Origin of the sequence: Fulvitalea axinellae, from assembly GCF_036492835.1 — a bacterium.
Lineage (GTDB): Bacteria > Bacteroidota > Bacteroidia > Cytophagales > Cyclobacteriaceae > Fulvitalea > Fulvitalea axinellae.
Window position 1 is genome coordinate 48,856 of the sequence record NZ_AP025315.1, and the last position, 15,673, is coordinate 64,528.

Annotated in this window: 11 protein-coding genes; 2 read left to right on the plus strand and 9 right to left on the minus strand. The window is 48.0% G+C overall.

The window, feature by feature from the left end; all coding sequences use genetic code 11:
• Positions 1-155: 155 nt before the first annotated feature.
• Positions 156-5,111 (plus strand): NHL domain-containing protein, encoded by a 4,956-nt coding sequence (locus AABK39_RS19140; RefSeq protein WP_338394917.1) that lies wholly within the window; start codon positions 156-158, stop codon positions 5,109-5,111.
• A 106-nt stretch (positions 5,112-5,217) separates the two neighbouring features.
• On the plus strand, positions 5,218-5,958 hold the full coding sequence (locus tag AABK39_RS19145) for a SpoIIAA family protein (RefSeq protein ID WP_338394918.1): 741 nt from the start codon (positions 5,218-5,220) through the stop codon (positions 5,956-5,958).
• Positions 5,959-6,024: 66 nt separating this feature from the next.
• Here the strand turns inward: AABK39_RS19145 and AABK39_RS19150 are convergent, their stop codons facing one another.
• The 9 genes from AABK39_RS19150 to nrfH form a co-directional block, all read right to left on the minus strand.
• Complete coding sequence (locus tag AABK39_RS19150; protein WP_338394919.1) at positions 6,025-6,687, minus strand: hypothetical protein; 663 nt, start codon at positions 6,685-6,687, stop codon at positions 6,025-6,027.
• A gap of 300 nt (positions 6,688-6,987) precedes the next feature.
• Complete coding sequence (locus AABK39_RS19155) at positions 6,988-7,164, minus strand: hypothetical protein (RefSeq protein ID WP_338394920.1); 177 nt, start codon at positions 7,162-7,164, stop codon at positions 6,988-6,990.
• An 85-nt stretch (positions 7,165-7,249) separates the two neighbouring features.
• Positions 7,250-7,687 (minus strand): Hsp20/alpha crystallin family protein, encoded by a 438-nt coding sequence (locus tag AABK39_RS19160; RefSeq protein ID WP_338394921.1) that lies wholly within the window; start codon positions 7,685-7,687, stop codon positions 7,250-7,252.
• 579 nt (positions 7,688-8,266) lie between these two features.
• Positions 8,267-8,965, minus strand: coding sequence for an HU family DNA-binding protein (locus tag AABK39_RS19165; protein WP_338394922.1), 699 nt, complete (start codon positions 8,963-8,965; stop codon positions 8,267-8,269).
• A 199-nt stretch (positions 8,966-9,164) separates the two neighbouring features.
• Positions 9,165-10,445: an alginate export family protein gene (locus tag AABK39_RS19170; RefSeq protein WP_338394923.1), complete on the minus strand. Its 1,281-nt coding sequence runs from the start codon at positions 10,443-10,445 to the stop codon at positions 9,165-9,167.
• An 88-nt stretch (positions 10,446-10,533) separates the two neighbouring features.
• Positions 10,534-11,325, minus strand: coding sequence for a cytochrome c biogenesis protein (locus AABK39_RS19175; RefSeq protein WP_338395061.1), 792 nt, complete (start codon positions 11,323-11,325; stop codon positions 10,534-10,536).
• Positions 11,326-11,425: 100 nt separating this feature from the next.
• Positions 11,426-12,730 (minus strand): cytochrome c biogenesis protein ResB, encoded by a 1,305-nt coding sequence (locus AABK39_RS19180; protein WP_338394924.1) that lies wholly within the window; start codon positions 12,728-12,730, stop codon positions 11,426-11,428.
• A gap of 141 nt (positions 12,731-12,871) precedes the next feature.
• The gene (gene nrfA, locus AABK39_RS19185; protein ID WP_338394925.1) at positions 12,872-14,431 is read right to left on the minus strand and encodes an ammonia-forming cytochrome c nitrite reductase; all 1,560 of its coding nucleotides are present in this window, start codon (positions 14,429-14,431) and stop codon (positions 12,872-12,874) included.
• 52 nt (positions 14,432-14,483) lie between these two features.
• Positions 14,484-15,074: a cytochrome c nitrite reductase small subunit gene (gene nrfH, locus AABK39_RS19190; protein WP_338394926.1), complete on the minus strand. Its 591-nt coding sequence runs from the start codon at positions 15,072-15,074 to the stop codon at positions 14,484-14,486.
• Positions 15,075-15,673 lie beyond the last annotated feature (599 nt).

Below are 15,673 nucleotides of genomic sequence, written 5' to 3' on the forward strand. Positions count from 1 at the left end.
ATAAATTCTAAGGAAGCCTGTTTCGCACAGGCTTCCTTTTTTTGTTCCTTCCTTTTCACCACCGCCTACAACTAGACTAGAATCACAAACACCGAAACAAGAACCCGTACTGGTTAGTTCCAAAGCAAAACATTTATTTTAAAAGATAATATAATATGTTTTCAAGGCTAACCGTACTGCTTCTGGCTTTTTTGGTTTGGGGCGTCACAAGTCTGTCGGCGCAGACCATCACCACCGTGGCGGGCAACGGTACCGGCGGTTTTTCAGGTGACGGCGGACCGGCCACATCGGCCGCAATGCACTCACCGTCGGGATTAGCCATCGATAGCCAAGGGAACATTTACTTCGCCGACCGACAAAACAACCGTATACGCAAAATAGCCACGGACGGAACCATTAGCACATTTGCCGGAGGAGGTTCCGCCTCCCAAGCCCAACAATACGGAGATGGCGGACAGGCCACAGACGCCAGCATACTTCTACCGTTCGAAATCGCTTTTAACAGCGCCGGTGAATTATATATCAGTGACCGAAGTCACGGAACCATCCGAAAAGTGGCGACAGACGGAGTGATCACTTCCGTAGCCGGAATTTACGGGCAATTTGGCTATTCGGGAGACGGAGGCCCAGCCACTTCCGCCGAGATTCATTTTCCTGAAGGCATAACTATTGACGGAGACGGAAACCTGATTATAAGCGACCTGAGTAACCACAGGATCCGGAAAGTGGATGGCAACGGTATTATTAATACCATAGCTGGAACGGGAAGCGTAGGCGGAAACGGAGATGGAGGTCAGGCTACCGCTGCGCAATTGCACTTTCCGATAGGTGTAAAGGTAGATCAGAACGGAGTCATATTTATCACCGATAGCCGGAACCACAGAATACGGACTATCGGAACGGATGGCATAATTCGTACGGTAGCTGGCACTGGTTCCAACGGTTTCTCAGGGGATGGTAATGCGGCAACTTTAGCACAACTCTCCAATCCTCGTGATATAGCCGTGGCTCGTGACGGTACGCTATATATCGCTGACGCAGGGAACTATCGTATCAGAGCCGTAGATCCTAACGGAGGGATAAGCACTATTGCCGGTGATGGGACCGACGCTTTTTCCGGGGATAATGGGTTAGCCGTCAATGCACAAATCAGTGATGTATACTCCCTTGAGCTTGATGCAGAGGGCGATCTTTACATAGCCGACGAAGGCAATGATAGAGTCAGAAAAATAGACTTCGCAAGGCCCGATCTGAGGGTCCGCATTGATAACAATTATATAGATAGCGGCCATCAGATCGATTTTGGAGACGTGGATATTGACGCCCATAACCAAGTGACAGTACACTTGGAGAATAATGGAGATGAAACTCTCACTATCTCCAGTAATGGAAACCACCCTCTTTTATTGTCAGGGGGTAGCCCAGATATGTTCAGGCTTCATCAAGGAACACTTTCCACTGTAATTGCCCCTGGCGGAAGCACATCCTTCCAAGTGGATTTTAGGCCAACAGACCACAGCGAACATCACGCTCACGTAACGATACACAGCGATGATTATTCCCATCCGTCATTCAGGCTAAACCTTCGTGGCCACGGAAGGCGCATCACTCCCACTCTTACATTCAACAACATAAACAAAACCTTCGGCGATTCGCATTTCAACCTACACAGCACTACCAATTCAGACAGCCCCGTAACATACTCCATTCACGGAGGAAACACAAACGCGATTAGTCTTTCGCATTCGCACAACCAAAGGGTGGATATTCACGGAGCTGGAACCGTGACTATACGGGCCAGTGTAGCCCAAACGGATACTTACCACGCTCATCATACAGACGCCGTCTTACATATCGACAAAGCCACTCAGACGATCAGCAACGTCGCCAACCTGACCTTAACTTATTCCACCACCCCTACCCGGCTTACGGGCACGTCAAGTTCCGGCCACCAAGTGCATTATGGGGTTGTGGGTGGCGGTTCGCACTCGGTTACGGTAGGTGGGGAATTCCTACATACACAACATGTCGGAACGACTACCGTAAGGGCCGCGGTTCCCGAATCCGCTAACTTTCACGGCACTCACCAAGACTTTCAGGTAACAGTTCATAGAGCGAATGCTACGATCCAGAACTTCGCCAATTTTGAGGTTACTTACGGTGATAGCGGTCATAACCTTACCGCTACTTCCAACTCCGACAGCCCTGTCACTTACCATATTATAGGAGGGGCGGATGTCATCGCTTTGAACCATCATACGGTACATGCCCAGAAAGCCGGAACCGCCCATTTACTCGCCAGAGTCCATCAAACGAATCGGTATAATCATCATGAGCAGGTAGTGACCGTTACCTCGCATAGGGCTAGCGCCACTATCCATAATTTCCCGGATGTTACCCTTACTTACGGGGGCCCAGCGCATACATTGAACGCCAATACGAATTCTGACGCTCCGATAGTATATGAAATCTTGGAAGGCGGTGATGTAATCTCTCTAGCCAATAATCAGATAACCGCCCTAAAAGACGGAGTGGCTAGAATTAGAGCTTCAGTGGCGCAAACGGACAGGTACACTCACCGTGCCCATACCTCAACGGTTACCGTTAACGGAGCTACAGCAACCATCAGCGGACCAGCGGGTCTGGACTTCACCTACGGCGATCCCGACTACTTTTTGCCTTATACCAGCAACTCGGACACTCCCGTACAATACCAACTTACGGACGGATACACGGGGGTGGAACTGGACGGAGAAACGTTGGAGATTTTGCGTTACGGCAATGCCACATTGCGGGTATTCACACCAGCCACGGATCGTTATCAGGCATCCGAGCTACTGGTGCCTATCAGTGTTCAAAGAGCGCAGGCTACAATCCTAAACTGGACCGATAAGCCACATCTGGTATACGATGACACTCCCTTGCCTCTTGACGCTGGCTCGAACTCTGATACTGGCGTAAAGTATACGATAATCTCGGGCGAAGATATTATAAGCTTAGGCAACCCCTCCTTTACTATGCTGAAGGCCGGACAAGCCGAGGTTCGGGCTTTTGTCCCGCAGACCGACCGCTACACTAGCGCTGGGCTTACGGTTACTTTCACAGTGGCCAAAGCTCCAACTGTATTCGGTAACTGGGATAATTTTGACCTGACTTACGATAACCAACCTCATATCCTGAGCCCGCAAAGCAACTCCGACGCCACACCGGATTTCTCAGTAACCGACGGGGACCAAATTGTCCAAATAACCGGCGACGCACTGACTACCGTTAAAGCTGGCCAGGCTATGGTAAGGGCCTTGTACCCGGAAACAGACAGGTATTTGGCAATGGACAGCACCGTGACGGTAACGGTCAACAAAGCGCCGGCGAGTATATTCTCCTGGGAAAACAGATTGTTGACTTACACTCCCGAATCCATCCAGCTGACAGCCGGCACAACCTCCAACGAACAAGTACAGTACGAAGTGCATCAAGGCTTTAACGTATTAAGTGTAAACGGCGATATTCTTAATACACTTGAAGCCGGCAGTGCCAGAGTAAGGGCTTTCGTCCCTCCTAATGACCGATACTTAGGAGCCGAAAGAATAGCGACTATAGTAGTGGAAAAGGCCGTACCCGAGATCAATGACTTCTCGGATATCATATTAACCTATGGAGATACGGACCAAACGATAAACCCTACCACTAACTCCAACGGAGCGCTTTCCCTCGAACTAGCGGACGGCTCTGATGTGATCAATCTTAACAACAATACCATCGTTACCCTAAAAGCCGGGCAGGCAACGCTTAGGGCTTATACCCTAGAAACCGAACAGTACAAAGAGTATGAGAAGACGATAACTGTTACAGTAAACAGGGCCACCCCGAATATTACTAATTGGAACAATGTCGCTTTGGTTTATAGCCCGCAACCAGTCGAACTGGACGGTATGTCAGATTCGGACGCCAGTCCAGAGTATGAGATAATCGCTGGGCAAGAGTTCGCCGACTTGGAAGGCGATAAGCTGACACCGCTTAAAGCCGGTGCGGTCACGGTACGTTTGAGTTTGGCCGAAACGGACCGCTATGCGGCTATCGATAGCGACGTAGTTTATGATATACGTAAATCGCCGGCACAGATAACGGGGGCGAACGATGTGACGCTACCCTATGGAAAAGACATGGTAGGGCTTAACCTAAATACCGACTCCGACGCCTCTTTTGTCTTTAGTATTGATGGGAATGATGACGTCATACGTATTCTGGATCACTCCATCGAGTTGCTGAACACCGGAACGGTGAACGTAACCGCCAGCCTTGCGGAAACAGATAAGTATCTCGCTGCCAGCGCCACTTTTACGGTGACGGTGATTAAGGCCACGGCCGATTTCGGAAACTTCGGTGACCGCACGATAATCTTCGGCGACCCTATGTTTTCCATTGCGCTTCAGACCGACTATGATGGAGCCATTGATTACCAGTTGGTTTCCGGCGAGTCGGTTACGCTTCAGGGTTCTACCGTTATGGCGCTCACCTCCGGCCAAAGCGTGATAAGGGCCAGCGGACAAGGCACTCGTAATTATGAGCCGTTCAGCAAGACGGCCACCATTACCGTAGAGCGGGCCGATCCGTCTATCATGGATTTCAACGACCAAACTCGTAGCCTAAACGACGGAGGCTTTACGCTTATGGCTCATTCCAACTCTGACGGGGCCATAACTTATGAAATTGTAAGCGGAGACGGCAACGGAAGCCTAGAAGGAAATCAGGTGACCGTAACCGGTACGGGCGTCTTTTATATAAAAGCGTCAGTAGCCGAGACGGGCCGATTTAATTCGGGATTTAAGATAGCGGGCTTTACGATTATGCCCGAATTACTTACCGTCGGGAATGTGGAACCGGCTTTGAGTGTGTTCCCTGTCCCGTCTTCCGACGGATACGTGAACGTTTCGGCCCGAAACAATATAGAGATGCTACGGGTAGTTGACCTTGGCGGGCGGGTAGTATATGAGGCCGTATATGCCCAGCACCAAAAGAAAGAAGCCGAGCTGGAACTGCGCAAGGGCGTATACACCTTGTTGGTCTGGACCAAAGACGGGCGAAATGCCCGCAAGGTAATAGTCAAATGAGTGCTACACCCTAAGAATAAACTCTGTGAATATACCTGATAATACCAGAGTGCTCTGAGAAAACCGCCCCCTTACCGATACAAACAATACGACAAAAGATAAAGCGATGATCCACTTCGAGAAAACAGGAACCGACAACGTATACGCCTTCACTATTGACGGCAAAATAGATAAGGAAAGCCTGCGGGTATTCTACGAAGTATTGGAGAAGAAAAAGCAGGAAGGCCAAAGGATAAAGTTGCTTGGAGAAGTCAAGGATATGGCTGGCTTTGACGATCTGGAAACTTTCGGGCTGTTGATGAAAACAAAGCTTAAGGCCCTGGATATGATCGAGCGTTACGCTATAGTGTCGGATCTGCCGTGGATTGACACAGCGGTGCCGATAGGTGACTTTCTGGCTCAGGGAATGAGTATCAAAAAATTTGCTTCGACGGAGCGTGGGGAAGCGCTGGAGTGGCTAAGGGAAAAACCCGCCGAGACGCTTTCCAGCATTGACCTGACTCATTTGATGGGTACGCGGATTTACACCTGCCGGCTATACGGAACCCTTACTAAAGATAAGATCACCGAACTGCAAAAGCTATTGAAAGATACGGCTAAAGGCGAAAAGATCAGCTTGCTGTGTGTAATCGAGCATTTCAAAGGAGTGGATAGCCTTACCTCTCTCATCAAAGGTTTCCAGACAGACTTGATGTCCGTGGGCCGAATAGATAAATGCGCCCTGCTAACCGACGCCCAATGGTTAGCCAAATTCGCCCCCGTGTACGGGCACCTGTTGCCGGGATTGGCGGTCAGAGCGTTTCACCTTGATGAAGAGGAAGTGGCGAAAGGTTGGTTAATGGAATAAGGGGATAATAGTTTTAAGATATAATGAAAGCAGAAAACTGGTACGATCAGGACACTTTGTACCAGTTTATTCATTTTCATCAAGCTTGTCAAATCCCGCCTTTTCTCTACACTGAGCAACTATCCTGAGTAGATGATTTTTAATCTGTTCAATATAGCCGCAGTTAAAGGTCATATGCGTAATCGCTTCCAAGTAAGGTTGGGCGAATGAAATTCCTTCCAGATCCTTGGCTTTAGCCTGGACGAACTCCCTGATTATCGCATAGGTTTCTGCTTTGTCGGGTTGAGGGGTTGAGTGAACATCAACATTGGAAGCAAAATGGGCTTTGGATTCCCTTAACAGTGTTTCCATAGCTGTTTTAGCTTCTTCAAAAACTTCATCGTCTGGTATCGCAGCTTTCAACAGCTTAAAGTCTTTAAATTCCTGTTCCACTACACCAAGGTACTTTGGCATATATTCAGGATCATTGGGTTCATTGACAGGGTAATATTTCGCAAACACCTCCCCCCGCTTCTCCTCCTCAGACCAAAACCTCTTTAGATGACGACGTAAACCTGTGGGAGCCTTACTCTGCCCTACCCATGTTTTCAAGGACTCGCTATCTCCCACATCAAGCCAGTCCTCTTCAGCAGCTATTGGGATTGCGGGAGGCATCTTTCCTAACGCTACTCCTTCCTCCTCCTTCTGCTGTTGTGGCTTACGCCTTCTCCGTTTCAGTCTCTCCAACATACCTACCCCTTCCCCCAGCGACATCTAAAAGGCGGAATCGGCTATATAACTTTGGCTATATGGGGATGTTCATTATTCCAAGTGAGGCCATATTATAACTATTTACGCATTTTTATACATCAATAACCGTCACTGTTACCCCTCTACGCTCTATGATAAGGCACTAAAGATTTAAAGCTGAATTATAATTAAAAAGTCTTTCACTTGGTACGGGACAAAAAAACTTCGCATTAACATGCGGGAAGTATCCATTATTACAATACAGGCACGATAAATATTACCGTGCCTGTACATAAACCATCAACAAATTTGTTCGATGAGGAAAGGGTAAAGCTGTCCAAACCTAGCCCTGACCCACTTTTTAAATTCCTCTTGCTCCATATCATTCAGCCAGTTTAAAGACTTCATCAATTCTTTCTCAAACAGAAGAGCGTCATCGCTCACCGCTTTTAAAACAACTTTCTGATGTTCTAACATGACTCTTTATTTCAGTTTTACTGTCTGTATTATATTAAACCATCATTTACGTTACCAAGAAAAAGGCAATTTATAGCCCCATCCGCTACACAATTTCAATTAGGCGAGTCGGCTTTGGCTTGGCTTCTTCCCGCTTCGGCAAAACCACTTCCAATACTCCGCTATTGTATGTGGCGCTAATATCGTCTTCTTTGACCGAAGTCGGTAAGGTGAACGATCTGGAAAAGGATTGATAGCTGTACTCTGACCTCAAAACTGTCTCGCCTTCGCGTTGCTCATCTTTATCGGACGTTTCGCAGGAGATCGTTAGAAGGTTGTTGTTCAACTCCACATTGAAGTTTTCTCTCTCTAAACCAGGCGCGGCCATCGAGACCAAAAAACGGTCGGAATCTTCTTTTACATTTACCGCAGGAACAGTGGTATTGGCACGGGAATGATTCCTGTTCGACCAATTAAACAACTCGTTGTCTAAGAAACGATCCACCAAGTCCGAGTAAGGGTTTGCTATTCTAACTAGTGTCATGATGAATAATTTTATTGGTTAAACAAAAGTTTCATCTTGTGTATTGCAAACAGAAAACCAAAGTTCAATTTCTGTAAAATTGTCACAATCAAGCCTTTGCCATTATCCTAACACAGAAAAATTGTCACTTTGTAGAGTCAGAATGTCATTATAAAGCTTAGAATTCAAAGTATGTCGGTCAATCTTCTTTTATGAAGATCATTTTACCAGATATAGGATCTCAATCTTTCAAACCTGAAACCACCGATATATATTGAATTAGCCTTCACCACTTTTAAAACAACGTTTAGCGGGCTCCACTCATAATACCCTAGTCATGCACTACCCGATACTCTCGTATAGGGGTGTCTTATACTAGGGTATAAGGGTATAGCCATACGAGAGTATAACATACCTTGAGACGAGCGTATAAGGTACCCCAAGACTAGGGTATAGCGGCCTACTTACACTACCGTATCAGTATACAGTTATACGGTAGTGTGGGTAAGTCGCTATACTACCGTATAGTTTTTTGATAGCAACAAATTAAAAAGACCCGCTTTTCGGCGGGCCTTACATCAAAACGGAGTGTGTACTGCATCAAGAAACCGTCAGGTCATGCTCATAGCGTGCTTTGCGGATATTCTTGTTACTGGCAGGTAATGTCCGGACTTCCAACGCATACTTACCCGCTGGCAATTCAGGCAGTAACGCCATCAAACGTTGAGGCCTGTTTTCGAGGTAGCGTAAGACCGTGAATTCGTGGCCGTCTTCAGACAAAAGGTACAGCCCGCATTCGGGATTTTCCGCATCCACCTTCAGGCGGTTGCCTTTTACGGTTATTATTCCTGATGAATTGATCGTATCATCAGACACACCGGTATTGCCGTTTTCCACAGTTTTGATACGTGCGTCGGTACTTTGGCTTTCTGTCTTGATCATCGAGATTTTCTGTAGAACTTCTTTGACTTCGTTCGGAGGTTGCATACGAAGTTTAAGTGTGTGGCGCTCTGGATCGAAGGTGTCATCTTCGCCCTCAAATACCCCTGAGATGGAATAAGATACATTAACCAAAGGCAAGCGTACTCCTTCGCCTTGGCTGATGAGGTCTTTGACTACTTCATGGTACTCGTTAAGTACGGCCAGAATATCAGTACGGGTGGTAGTGGAACCACGTTTTACCATCTCGGACACTACAGAATCCAGATCATGTGACTTGGCTATGTCTACTTGAGCGATCTGGTCGTTGGGGTTTTCGGCTGTAAGTTTGTTTTCCCTTAGATAATATTTTAAGCTCATGATTAATTGGGTTTAGGTGTTTGTTAGTATGATTTTGTATTGTATCCGATATTAATTTAAGGGAAGGATCATTAGGTTTCCGGGCAGAAACAGGGACAATCTTACGTGTTGGACTAAGCTTTGGGCAACAAAAAAACCCGGCAATTTGCCGGGTTAAGGATTACGGAACCAAGGCCCCATGGCCTTGACTTATATAGACTTATTTCTTAGAGTAGAAGATAGTCGGGTTGATATTGATCATCAGCCAAGCCCAGTTTTGGGTCTCGTCAGCGTCACCGCCTTTGAGTACTTCCATTGAGTCAGAAGCGAACATCTGCGAGTAACCACCCACGATTTTGATGTCTTTAGAAAGCGTGTAAGCGAATGTCAAGTCCACTTCAGAACCGAGACCGGCGTCTTGCTTAACGTTTTCAGTATTGTACAAGTCAGCGCTAGAAGCGAAGTAGTGGTAAGTAAGCTTAGTGCTAAGCTTCTCGTTCACTTTAAACGTTGGTCCGAAGTAGATGTCCTGAAGACCCACGCTTCCAACATGGTTGCCTACGTAGAAGTAGTCCATAAAACCGTTGAACTTGTGGTTTGTACCGAAGATCGGAGTGAAGCTTTTGAAGTCGTCCGACTCGGCGCCTCCTTTGTTTGAGTCCATTCCAGAGAGGTGCTCAAAACCACCGTGCAATCCGAATACGTCAGACACCTTGTAGTCGGCGCGAAGGGCGAACTGGTTGGCGCTTACATCATGGACATTATTGCCTCTCATGATCTCACCGGTCTGCAAATATGCCGACGCCGCCAATTTAAGATCGCCTACGGCGTACTTACCGTTCAGACCAAAAGTCTGCATGTACTTAGTGCTAGGCTCGTTAGCTGGATTAGTAGGGTCATCAGTCTTTTTGCCGACGTTCAATAACAAAGCGGTCAGGTTCAGGTCACCGAGGTCTTTCGAGAACCAAGCCATGTGCAGATCCTTGTAATCGTTAAACATTGGATCGGAAGTGTCGTTGTAGGCACCGCCCAAGTGCATCTGGAAGCCTTCAGCCTTGTATTTGAACAACAAGGCATCGTGCCAACGGCCCTGCTGCGCCCAATCGAGCCCGCCGAGTACACGCTGATCATCATACGAAAGCGCTTGGCGACCAATCTTAAAGGCAAATTTGTCGTTGAACGCATATTCCGCCCAAGCCTGCGCAATCGAAGTCTTAGCGCCATCGCCTTTTACGGCCGTCTTGGTATCGCCCCACATACGGACATCCTGCAAAGAGATACCGATCTTGAGGTTTTCGTTCGTGAAGTTGAAGTTAAGACGAGTACGTTGCGAAACGCCGAAAACGCCTTCCACATCCTTCGCCTGAAGTCCTTTAACGCCGTTGCCAAATTCCGCACGCGGACGGATTTGCGCGTCAATCTTAATCTCCTGCGCTTTGGTCTCACTGGCGAGTCCAAGGCCCAAGAAGGCTAAAAAGAGAAGTGATATACGTTTTTTCATATCCGTTAGACAGTTAGTATTCTTTTCGAAAAATGGTAGGCAGACGATCACGCCCGTTTATTAATATCGCCCCTACCACAGTGCTAAATTATTGCGTATAAGTGTGCACGCTCGTTTGTGCCGAAGGCATATAGTTAACCCCGAACCAGCAAGCCAAAAGTACTACGAAAGCCAAGGCCAATGTCCACATAGCGGCAGTCTCCTTTTTCGGGTGATGACTGCGGTAATGGATATAGCTAAGGTAGGCGATCCAAGTAAGGAAGGCCCAAGTCTCTTTCGGGTCCCAAGTCCAGTAATGGCCCCAAGCCTCTTTTGCCCAAAGTGCTCCGAAAAGCAAGCCCAAAGTCAAGAAGGCGAAGCCGATATACACGAGGTTGTCGGCCATAGGCAACAACTCGAGGCTCTTTCCACGCTTCCACAAACCGCGGACCGCCACTATGGAAGAGGCGCCCAACATAGCGTAAGCGAAGATGTAAACGATAACGTGCGGCACAAACCACGGGCTCCGCAAAGCGGGCATCAGGGTTTTGTTGTGTGTCTCCGGATTCAGGAAGTTAATGCCAAGGAACATGATAGCAAGTCCGAGGCTATAAGCCAGAATCCAGTCATATTTCCAGCGTCGGTATGTTCCCCAGCCGATTATGGGCAGGAAGAACGCGTACCAAAGCCGGGTTTCGCCGAGCGTCCGTAATGGAGGACGGTCGAGGTTAATCCAGAATCCAGCGATAAAGACAGTCATCAGGACTATTCCAGCCAAAATGAAGCCCTCACCGGCCAGTTTTCGCTTGGAATGATTCGCCGAAGCGTAGACCAGTCCTAATCCGGCAAGCCAAAGGAGTGATGATATGCCGGCGAAGTACGGAAAGGTTTCCCAAGTCATCATAATGTCAGTTTTTGGTTATGGGTAATACTTTATGGTATTAGGCATCTGGTATTCAACAGGCAATGTGTGCCTGTCACCGAATACTTAATACTAGCGACTAAGCGGCCTCTTTTTCCAAAGGCTTATCTACGGCTTTCTTGACAGCGTTTCCTACTTTCTCCCCGATTCCTTTTCCTACCCAAAGGATATACAAGGATCCGAAGATCATCATAAACACTCCGAAATACACAACGGGCAACCAAGGGTCGCGCACCAGTTCGACTACACTGAGATTGGACCATTTGCCCATCTGAGAATTGTAGCTAAGCTGGTAGAGTTTCCATCCGTCTATAGCGTAAGGGCTGTTCACCTCTACGGTAGCTTCGGTCTCTTTTCCGTCGGGGGTCATTATCTTGAGCTCGGAACTGAATTTCTTCGGCTCCGGAGCGGTCATTACCACCGAGTATTCATCACTGAGTGTCATGGCCTCGGGCATCATCATGAAACTCCCGCAGGAGATCCAAGCCTCACTTGCCTTGCCGTCTGGTCCGGTAATGCTCACTAGAGCTGCCGGTCCGGCTCCCACTTCATTTACCCTTTCGTAACGGTCGCCTACACGTTTGGCCGAAGGCAGATACTTGAGCACCTTCACGGTGTTGTCCAGCAATTTTCCTTCGATTCCCTCGTGTTCGATCAACACCATATGCGGAGCCCCACTTGGACGAAGTTTTCCGTCCTTGTTGTCCACAATGGCCACTTTGGGGCGGTACTGCTCGATGTTGAAATCCTCAAGCTTGAGGGCCAACGGCATTTCGTACATATTCCCCTCAATGTCCGTGGCTCTCCATTCGGGTTTCCCCTCATAAAGGTCCATGGTAAGCCTGATCAGATCGCCACTGCCGAGCATGGCCGCCAGCAATGTGATCCACAAACCGAGGTGGTTAAGAAGGTATCCGAAGTTGTTCTTGCGAACGGGGTAAATTCTTTTGAGAGAGGCAAAGCCAAGGGTCAGCATAAAAAAGCCCATGGCGAAGAGAAACGGCCAGGAAGTCGTCATCTGGTTTAGTCCGAAACGGGCTACCAGTCCTCCTTCTTCGGCGGGAACGCCTTGGGGCAAAATGCCCAAAATCACTACCAATATGCCCATAAGAGCCGTGGACGTGATGGCGGCGGGAACGCCTGAAAGCCATTTGATAATCGGGTTTTTGCGCCACCTGAAATATACCAGCGCCACGAATGCCGTAAATCCAAGTCCTACAAAGAGGTTGGTTGGCCAGCGCAAAGCGAAATCAGTCGAAGTATTCGCGGAAATCCCCTCCAGCATAAAGCCGGTGACCAAGAGGCCAAAGGACACTACAAAGCCTTCACGGTAGGCCCATGGGAAGGACCATAACGGGCGACGTTGCTTAGTTGCGGTACCCATAGTTAGTTTTGGTTGATTGTTGATGGTTTGGGAACAAAGAGAGCGGGATCGCGTCCCGCTCTCCGAATATTACCGCCAGACGGAAATCTGTCTGACAGTGAGGTTTATTTTTCAGTCACTTAATTAACGTCGTAAAAGCGATTAGATTTTCTCAGTATCGTGCTCGAAGTGAGGAATCTGGTCACCACCTTCTACACGTGGCTGGAGCTTGCTGTGACGCTCTTCGGCTTTCTTGATCCATTCAGGTACCAAAGTCTTGAGGAAACGGTCTTTTGTCTCTCTCATTTTGTCAGGATCAAGTCCGATAGCGCGCTGCGCTTTCTCTTTAGTAGAGATGTCCGGAATCTCAACCTCGCCGATGAAACCTTTGGTAGCCAAGAGGCGAGCCAGCAACATACGGGCTTCCTGAGCCTTGTCAAGTGAGGATCCCAATACGCGAGTCATCTCAACAGGAGCGTGAGCAGACGCACCGTGCGAAGCTACAGCGTAATCCCATCTCCACTGAGCGTGACGGATCAACTTCAGAATCGGCTTCATTTCCGCTTCAGTAGCTCCGAGTTCCCAAGCTTTACCAGCTTCGTAGTGAGCTTTAACGATCAACGGCTCTACGCGCATCTTAAGATCGTCTACACGGTCTTGGTTAGCGTAAACATTAGACTTGAGTTCCTCAGCATCTTCACGGTGACAAACCTGGCAAGACTTGTCGATCTTAGCCAATGGGCTGTTGATCTGGTGGTCAGTGAATTTAACTCCGCCTTCAGAAGTGTAAGGCATGTGGCAGTCGGCGCAAGAAACACCGCGCTGTCCGTGGATACCCATCTTGTAGATTTCGTAACCTGGGTGTTGCGCTTTCAACATCGGAGCACGGCTGATTTTGTGAGTCCAGTCTTTGAATTCGAGGTTGTCGTAGTAACGCTCCATGTCCTCAACGGTCTGGCCTTCTTTCCATGGGAAAGTCAAGTACTTTCCTTTGCTCTTGTCGCTACCGTCGAAGTAGTACTCTACGTGACACTGGGCGCAAACCAAAGAACGCATCTCCTGATTCGTCGCTTTGTTGATGTCTTTACCCATTGCCTTCATACCTTCGATCAAAGCAGGACGGCTGATGCGGAGGTCCATAGTCTTAGAGTCGTGGCAGTCACCGCAACCGATAGGGTTAACTACTTCAGAACCTTTGCTGGCCCACTTTCCTTTGTAGAATTCGGCTACGCCCTTCTCGTTCATCAAACGAGGAACGTCCGGAGACTTACAAGTCCAGCAAGTGCTAGGCATCGGTCCGTCATTAGGTCCCGTAGGGGCACCCGTACGCTGAATTTCCTGAAGGTCGGTGATTGCGTAGTAGTGACCACGTGGTGTGTTATATTCCTTAGAGAAGCCATAACCCGCCCACAGAATCACAAGGTTAGGGTTCTTTTCGAGCATGTCCTCACGGGCGCTGCTCATGTGCTTACTCTTAAAGGTTGTGTCTTCAGTGGCTTTCCAAGACTCGTATTCACGAGGGTAAGCCTTTCCCCAAACGCTGTTACGCGGGTCAAACTGATCGATTTCACGGTTTGGCGCATAAGCCACAGTGGCCTCAGCACGGCGTTCGGTTACTTCCGACGCGAAAAGACCGAGAACGAAAACGATTCCCATCGTCCCCAGAAAAAGTACCCAGCCAAGCCAAGGTTTCTCTTTTATTTTGTCGCTAATACTGCTCATAGTAGGCTATAATATAATGTTGTAGATATCTTCCTCTTTCTGTTGTTTAGGCTTATTTCCCTTCGTCGTCCATTGCGTCTTTCAGCCATTCCGGTACCGGAGATTCCGGTAGCGGCGCCCGGGCAAACGGAGTAGACGATTGGCTATTCACCCTTCCGTGGGGCACCTCGCGGTGACAATCCCAGCAGAGTTTGCCTTCTCCGTGTTTCTTCTCAGGGACGTTGATCTTCAAAGTCCCGACTGGCTCGTTCAGCCTTTCGTGGCAACGCTTGCAGTTGTTCTGTACCACTTCCTGACCAGCCTCGTGGATGCGGATCACTTGCGGCTCCATCCTCAAGGTGAACATCGTCGCATGCCTCAGGCCGTCTTTGGCCTTGAAGTAATACTTGTTGGCGACGTTGTCGTGAGGTACGTGACAATCGTTACACGTAGCGTTTTCCCTGTGCGAACTGTGTTTCCAAGTGGAGTACTGCGGCGTCATGATATGACAGTTGACGCAGGCCTTCGGATCGTCCGATAGGTAAGCCACCGCATTGGAAATGTACAGGACGTAGCCACCCAACCCAGCGAATATCCCGAGCAGAACAAGCACAGGTAATTGCCAGCGTTTGGGCGGTAGGATTTTCCTAATAATCTTCCTCATAGAAAAAGTCATTTATTTGTCCCGAAATCTGTGACCGAACCCTCAATTTTCGGCCATTTTGGTATTTTCTGATCGTTTTAAGAACGATGAAACCTTGTATTTCTTGAAGGTAACACCTCCGCAAAACCGTGATTTATGATTTCAGTCACACAAAACGCAAAAACCAGCTAAATCAGTTGTCTTGCTTTCTTTAGGCAGGCAAGTTGCCGAGATGTCGCAGCTTTTTACGAAACCACTATCAATCACCTACATGACAATTGTCATCTTTTGAAGATTCCCTAAAAAACACCCCTCTTTTTGACAATCCTCGCAACCAATGTTCATATTGGCACATAAGTCTCCAATACTTTCAATCGCTGTAGGGAGGCGAATCATTATTTTTTTAGGCACATATGCGTAAAGTTCAATATCGACAACGTTGCCGTAAGCCTGAAGACCTCACCAAGACCCTTATGATACAATTATGACCATTATAGAGCCTGTCAGCGGAAAAATGAACAATATTATGGAACATTAAGCCTAATCTTCATTTGTTATAGGATTCCGAACGTCATTCCAGTCCTATATAATCCAGAATATCGATATTGTCTCAAATCATA

Bases quoted from the DNA above. Each gene is read 5' to 3' on its own strand.
- AABK39_RS19170 (WP_338394923.1), bottom strand. From the start codon at position 10,445: ATGAAAAAACGTATATCACTTCTCTTTTTAGCCTTCTTGGGCCTTGGA.
- nrfH (WP_338394926.1), bottom strand. From the start codon at position 15,074: ATGAGGAAGATTATTAGGAAAATCCTACCGCCCAAACGCTGGCAATTA.
- AABK39_RS19160 (WP_338394921.1), bottom strand. From the start codon at position 7,687: ATGACACTAGTTAGAATAGCAAACCCTTACTCGGACTTGGTGGATCGT.
- AABK39_RS19175 (WP_338395061.1), bottom strand. From the start codon at position 11,325: ATGACTTGGGAAACCTTTCCGTACTTCGCCGGCATATCATCACTCCTT.
- AABK39_RS19145 (WP_338394918.1), top strand. From the start codon at position 5,218: ATGATCCACTTCGAGAAAACAGGAACCGACAACGTATACGCCTTCACT.
- AABK39_RS19155 (WP_338394920.1), bottom strand. From the start codon at position 7,164: ATGTTAGAACATCAGAAAGTTGTTTTAAAAGCGGTGAGCGATGACGCT.
- AABK39_RS19140 (WP_338394917.1), top strand. From the start codon at position 156: ATGTTTTCAAGGCTAACCGTACTGCTTCTGGCTTTTTTGGTTTGGGGC.
- AABK39_RS19180 (WP_338394924.1), bottom strand. From the start codon at position 12,730: ATGGGTACCGCAACTAAGCAACGTCGCCCGTTATGGTCCTTCCCATGG.
- nrfA (WP_338394925.1), bottom strand. From the start codon at position 14,431: ATGAGCAGTATTAGCGACAAAATAAAAGAGAAACCTTGGCTTGGCTGG.
- AABK39_RS19165 (WP_338394922.1), bottom strand. From the start codon at position 8,965: ATGAGCTTAAAATATTATCTAAGGGAAAACAAACTTACAGCCGAAAAC.
- AABK39_RS19150 (WP_338394919.1), bottom strand. From the start codon at position 6,687: ATGTTGGAGAGACTGAAACGGAGAAGGCGTAAGCCACAACAGCAGAAG.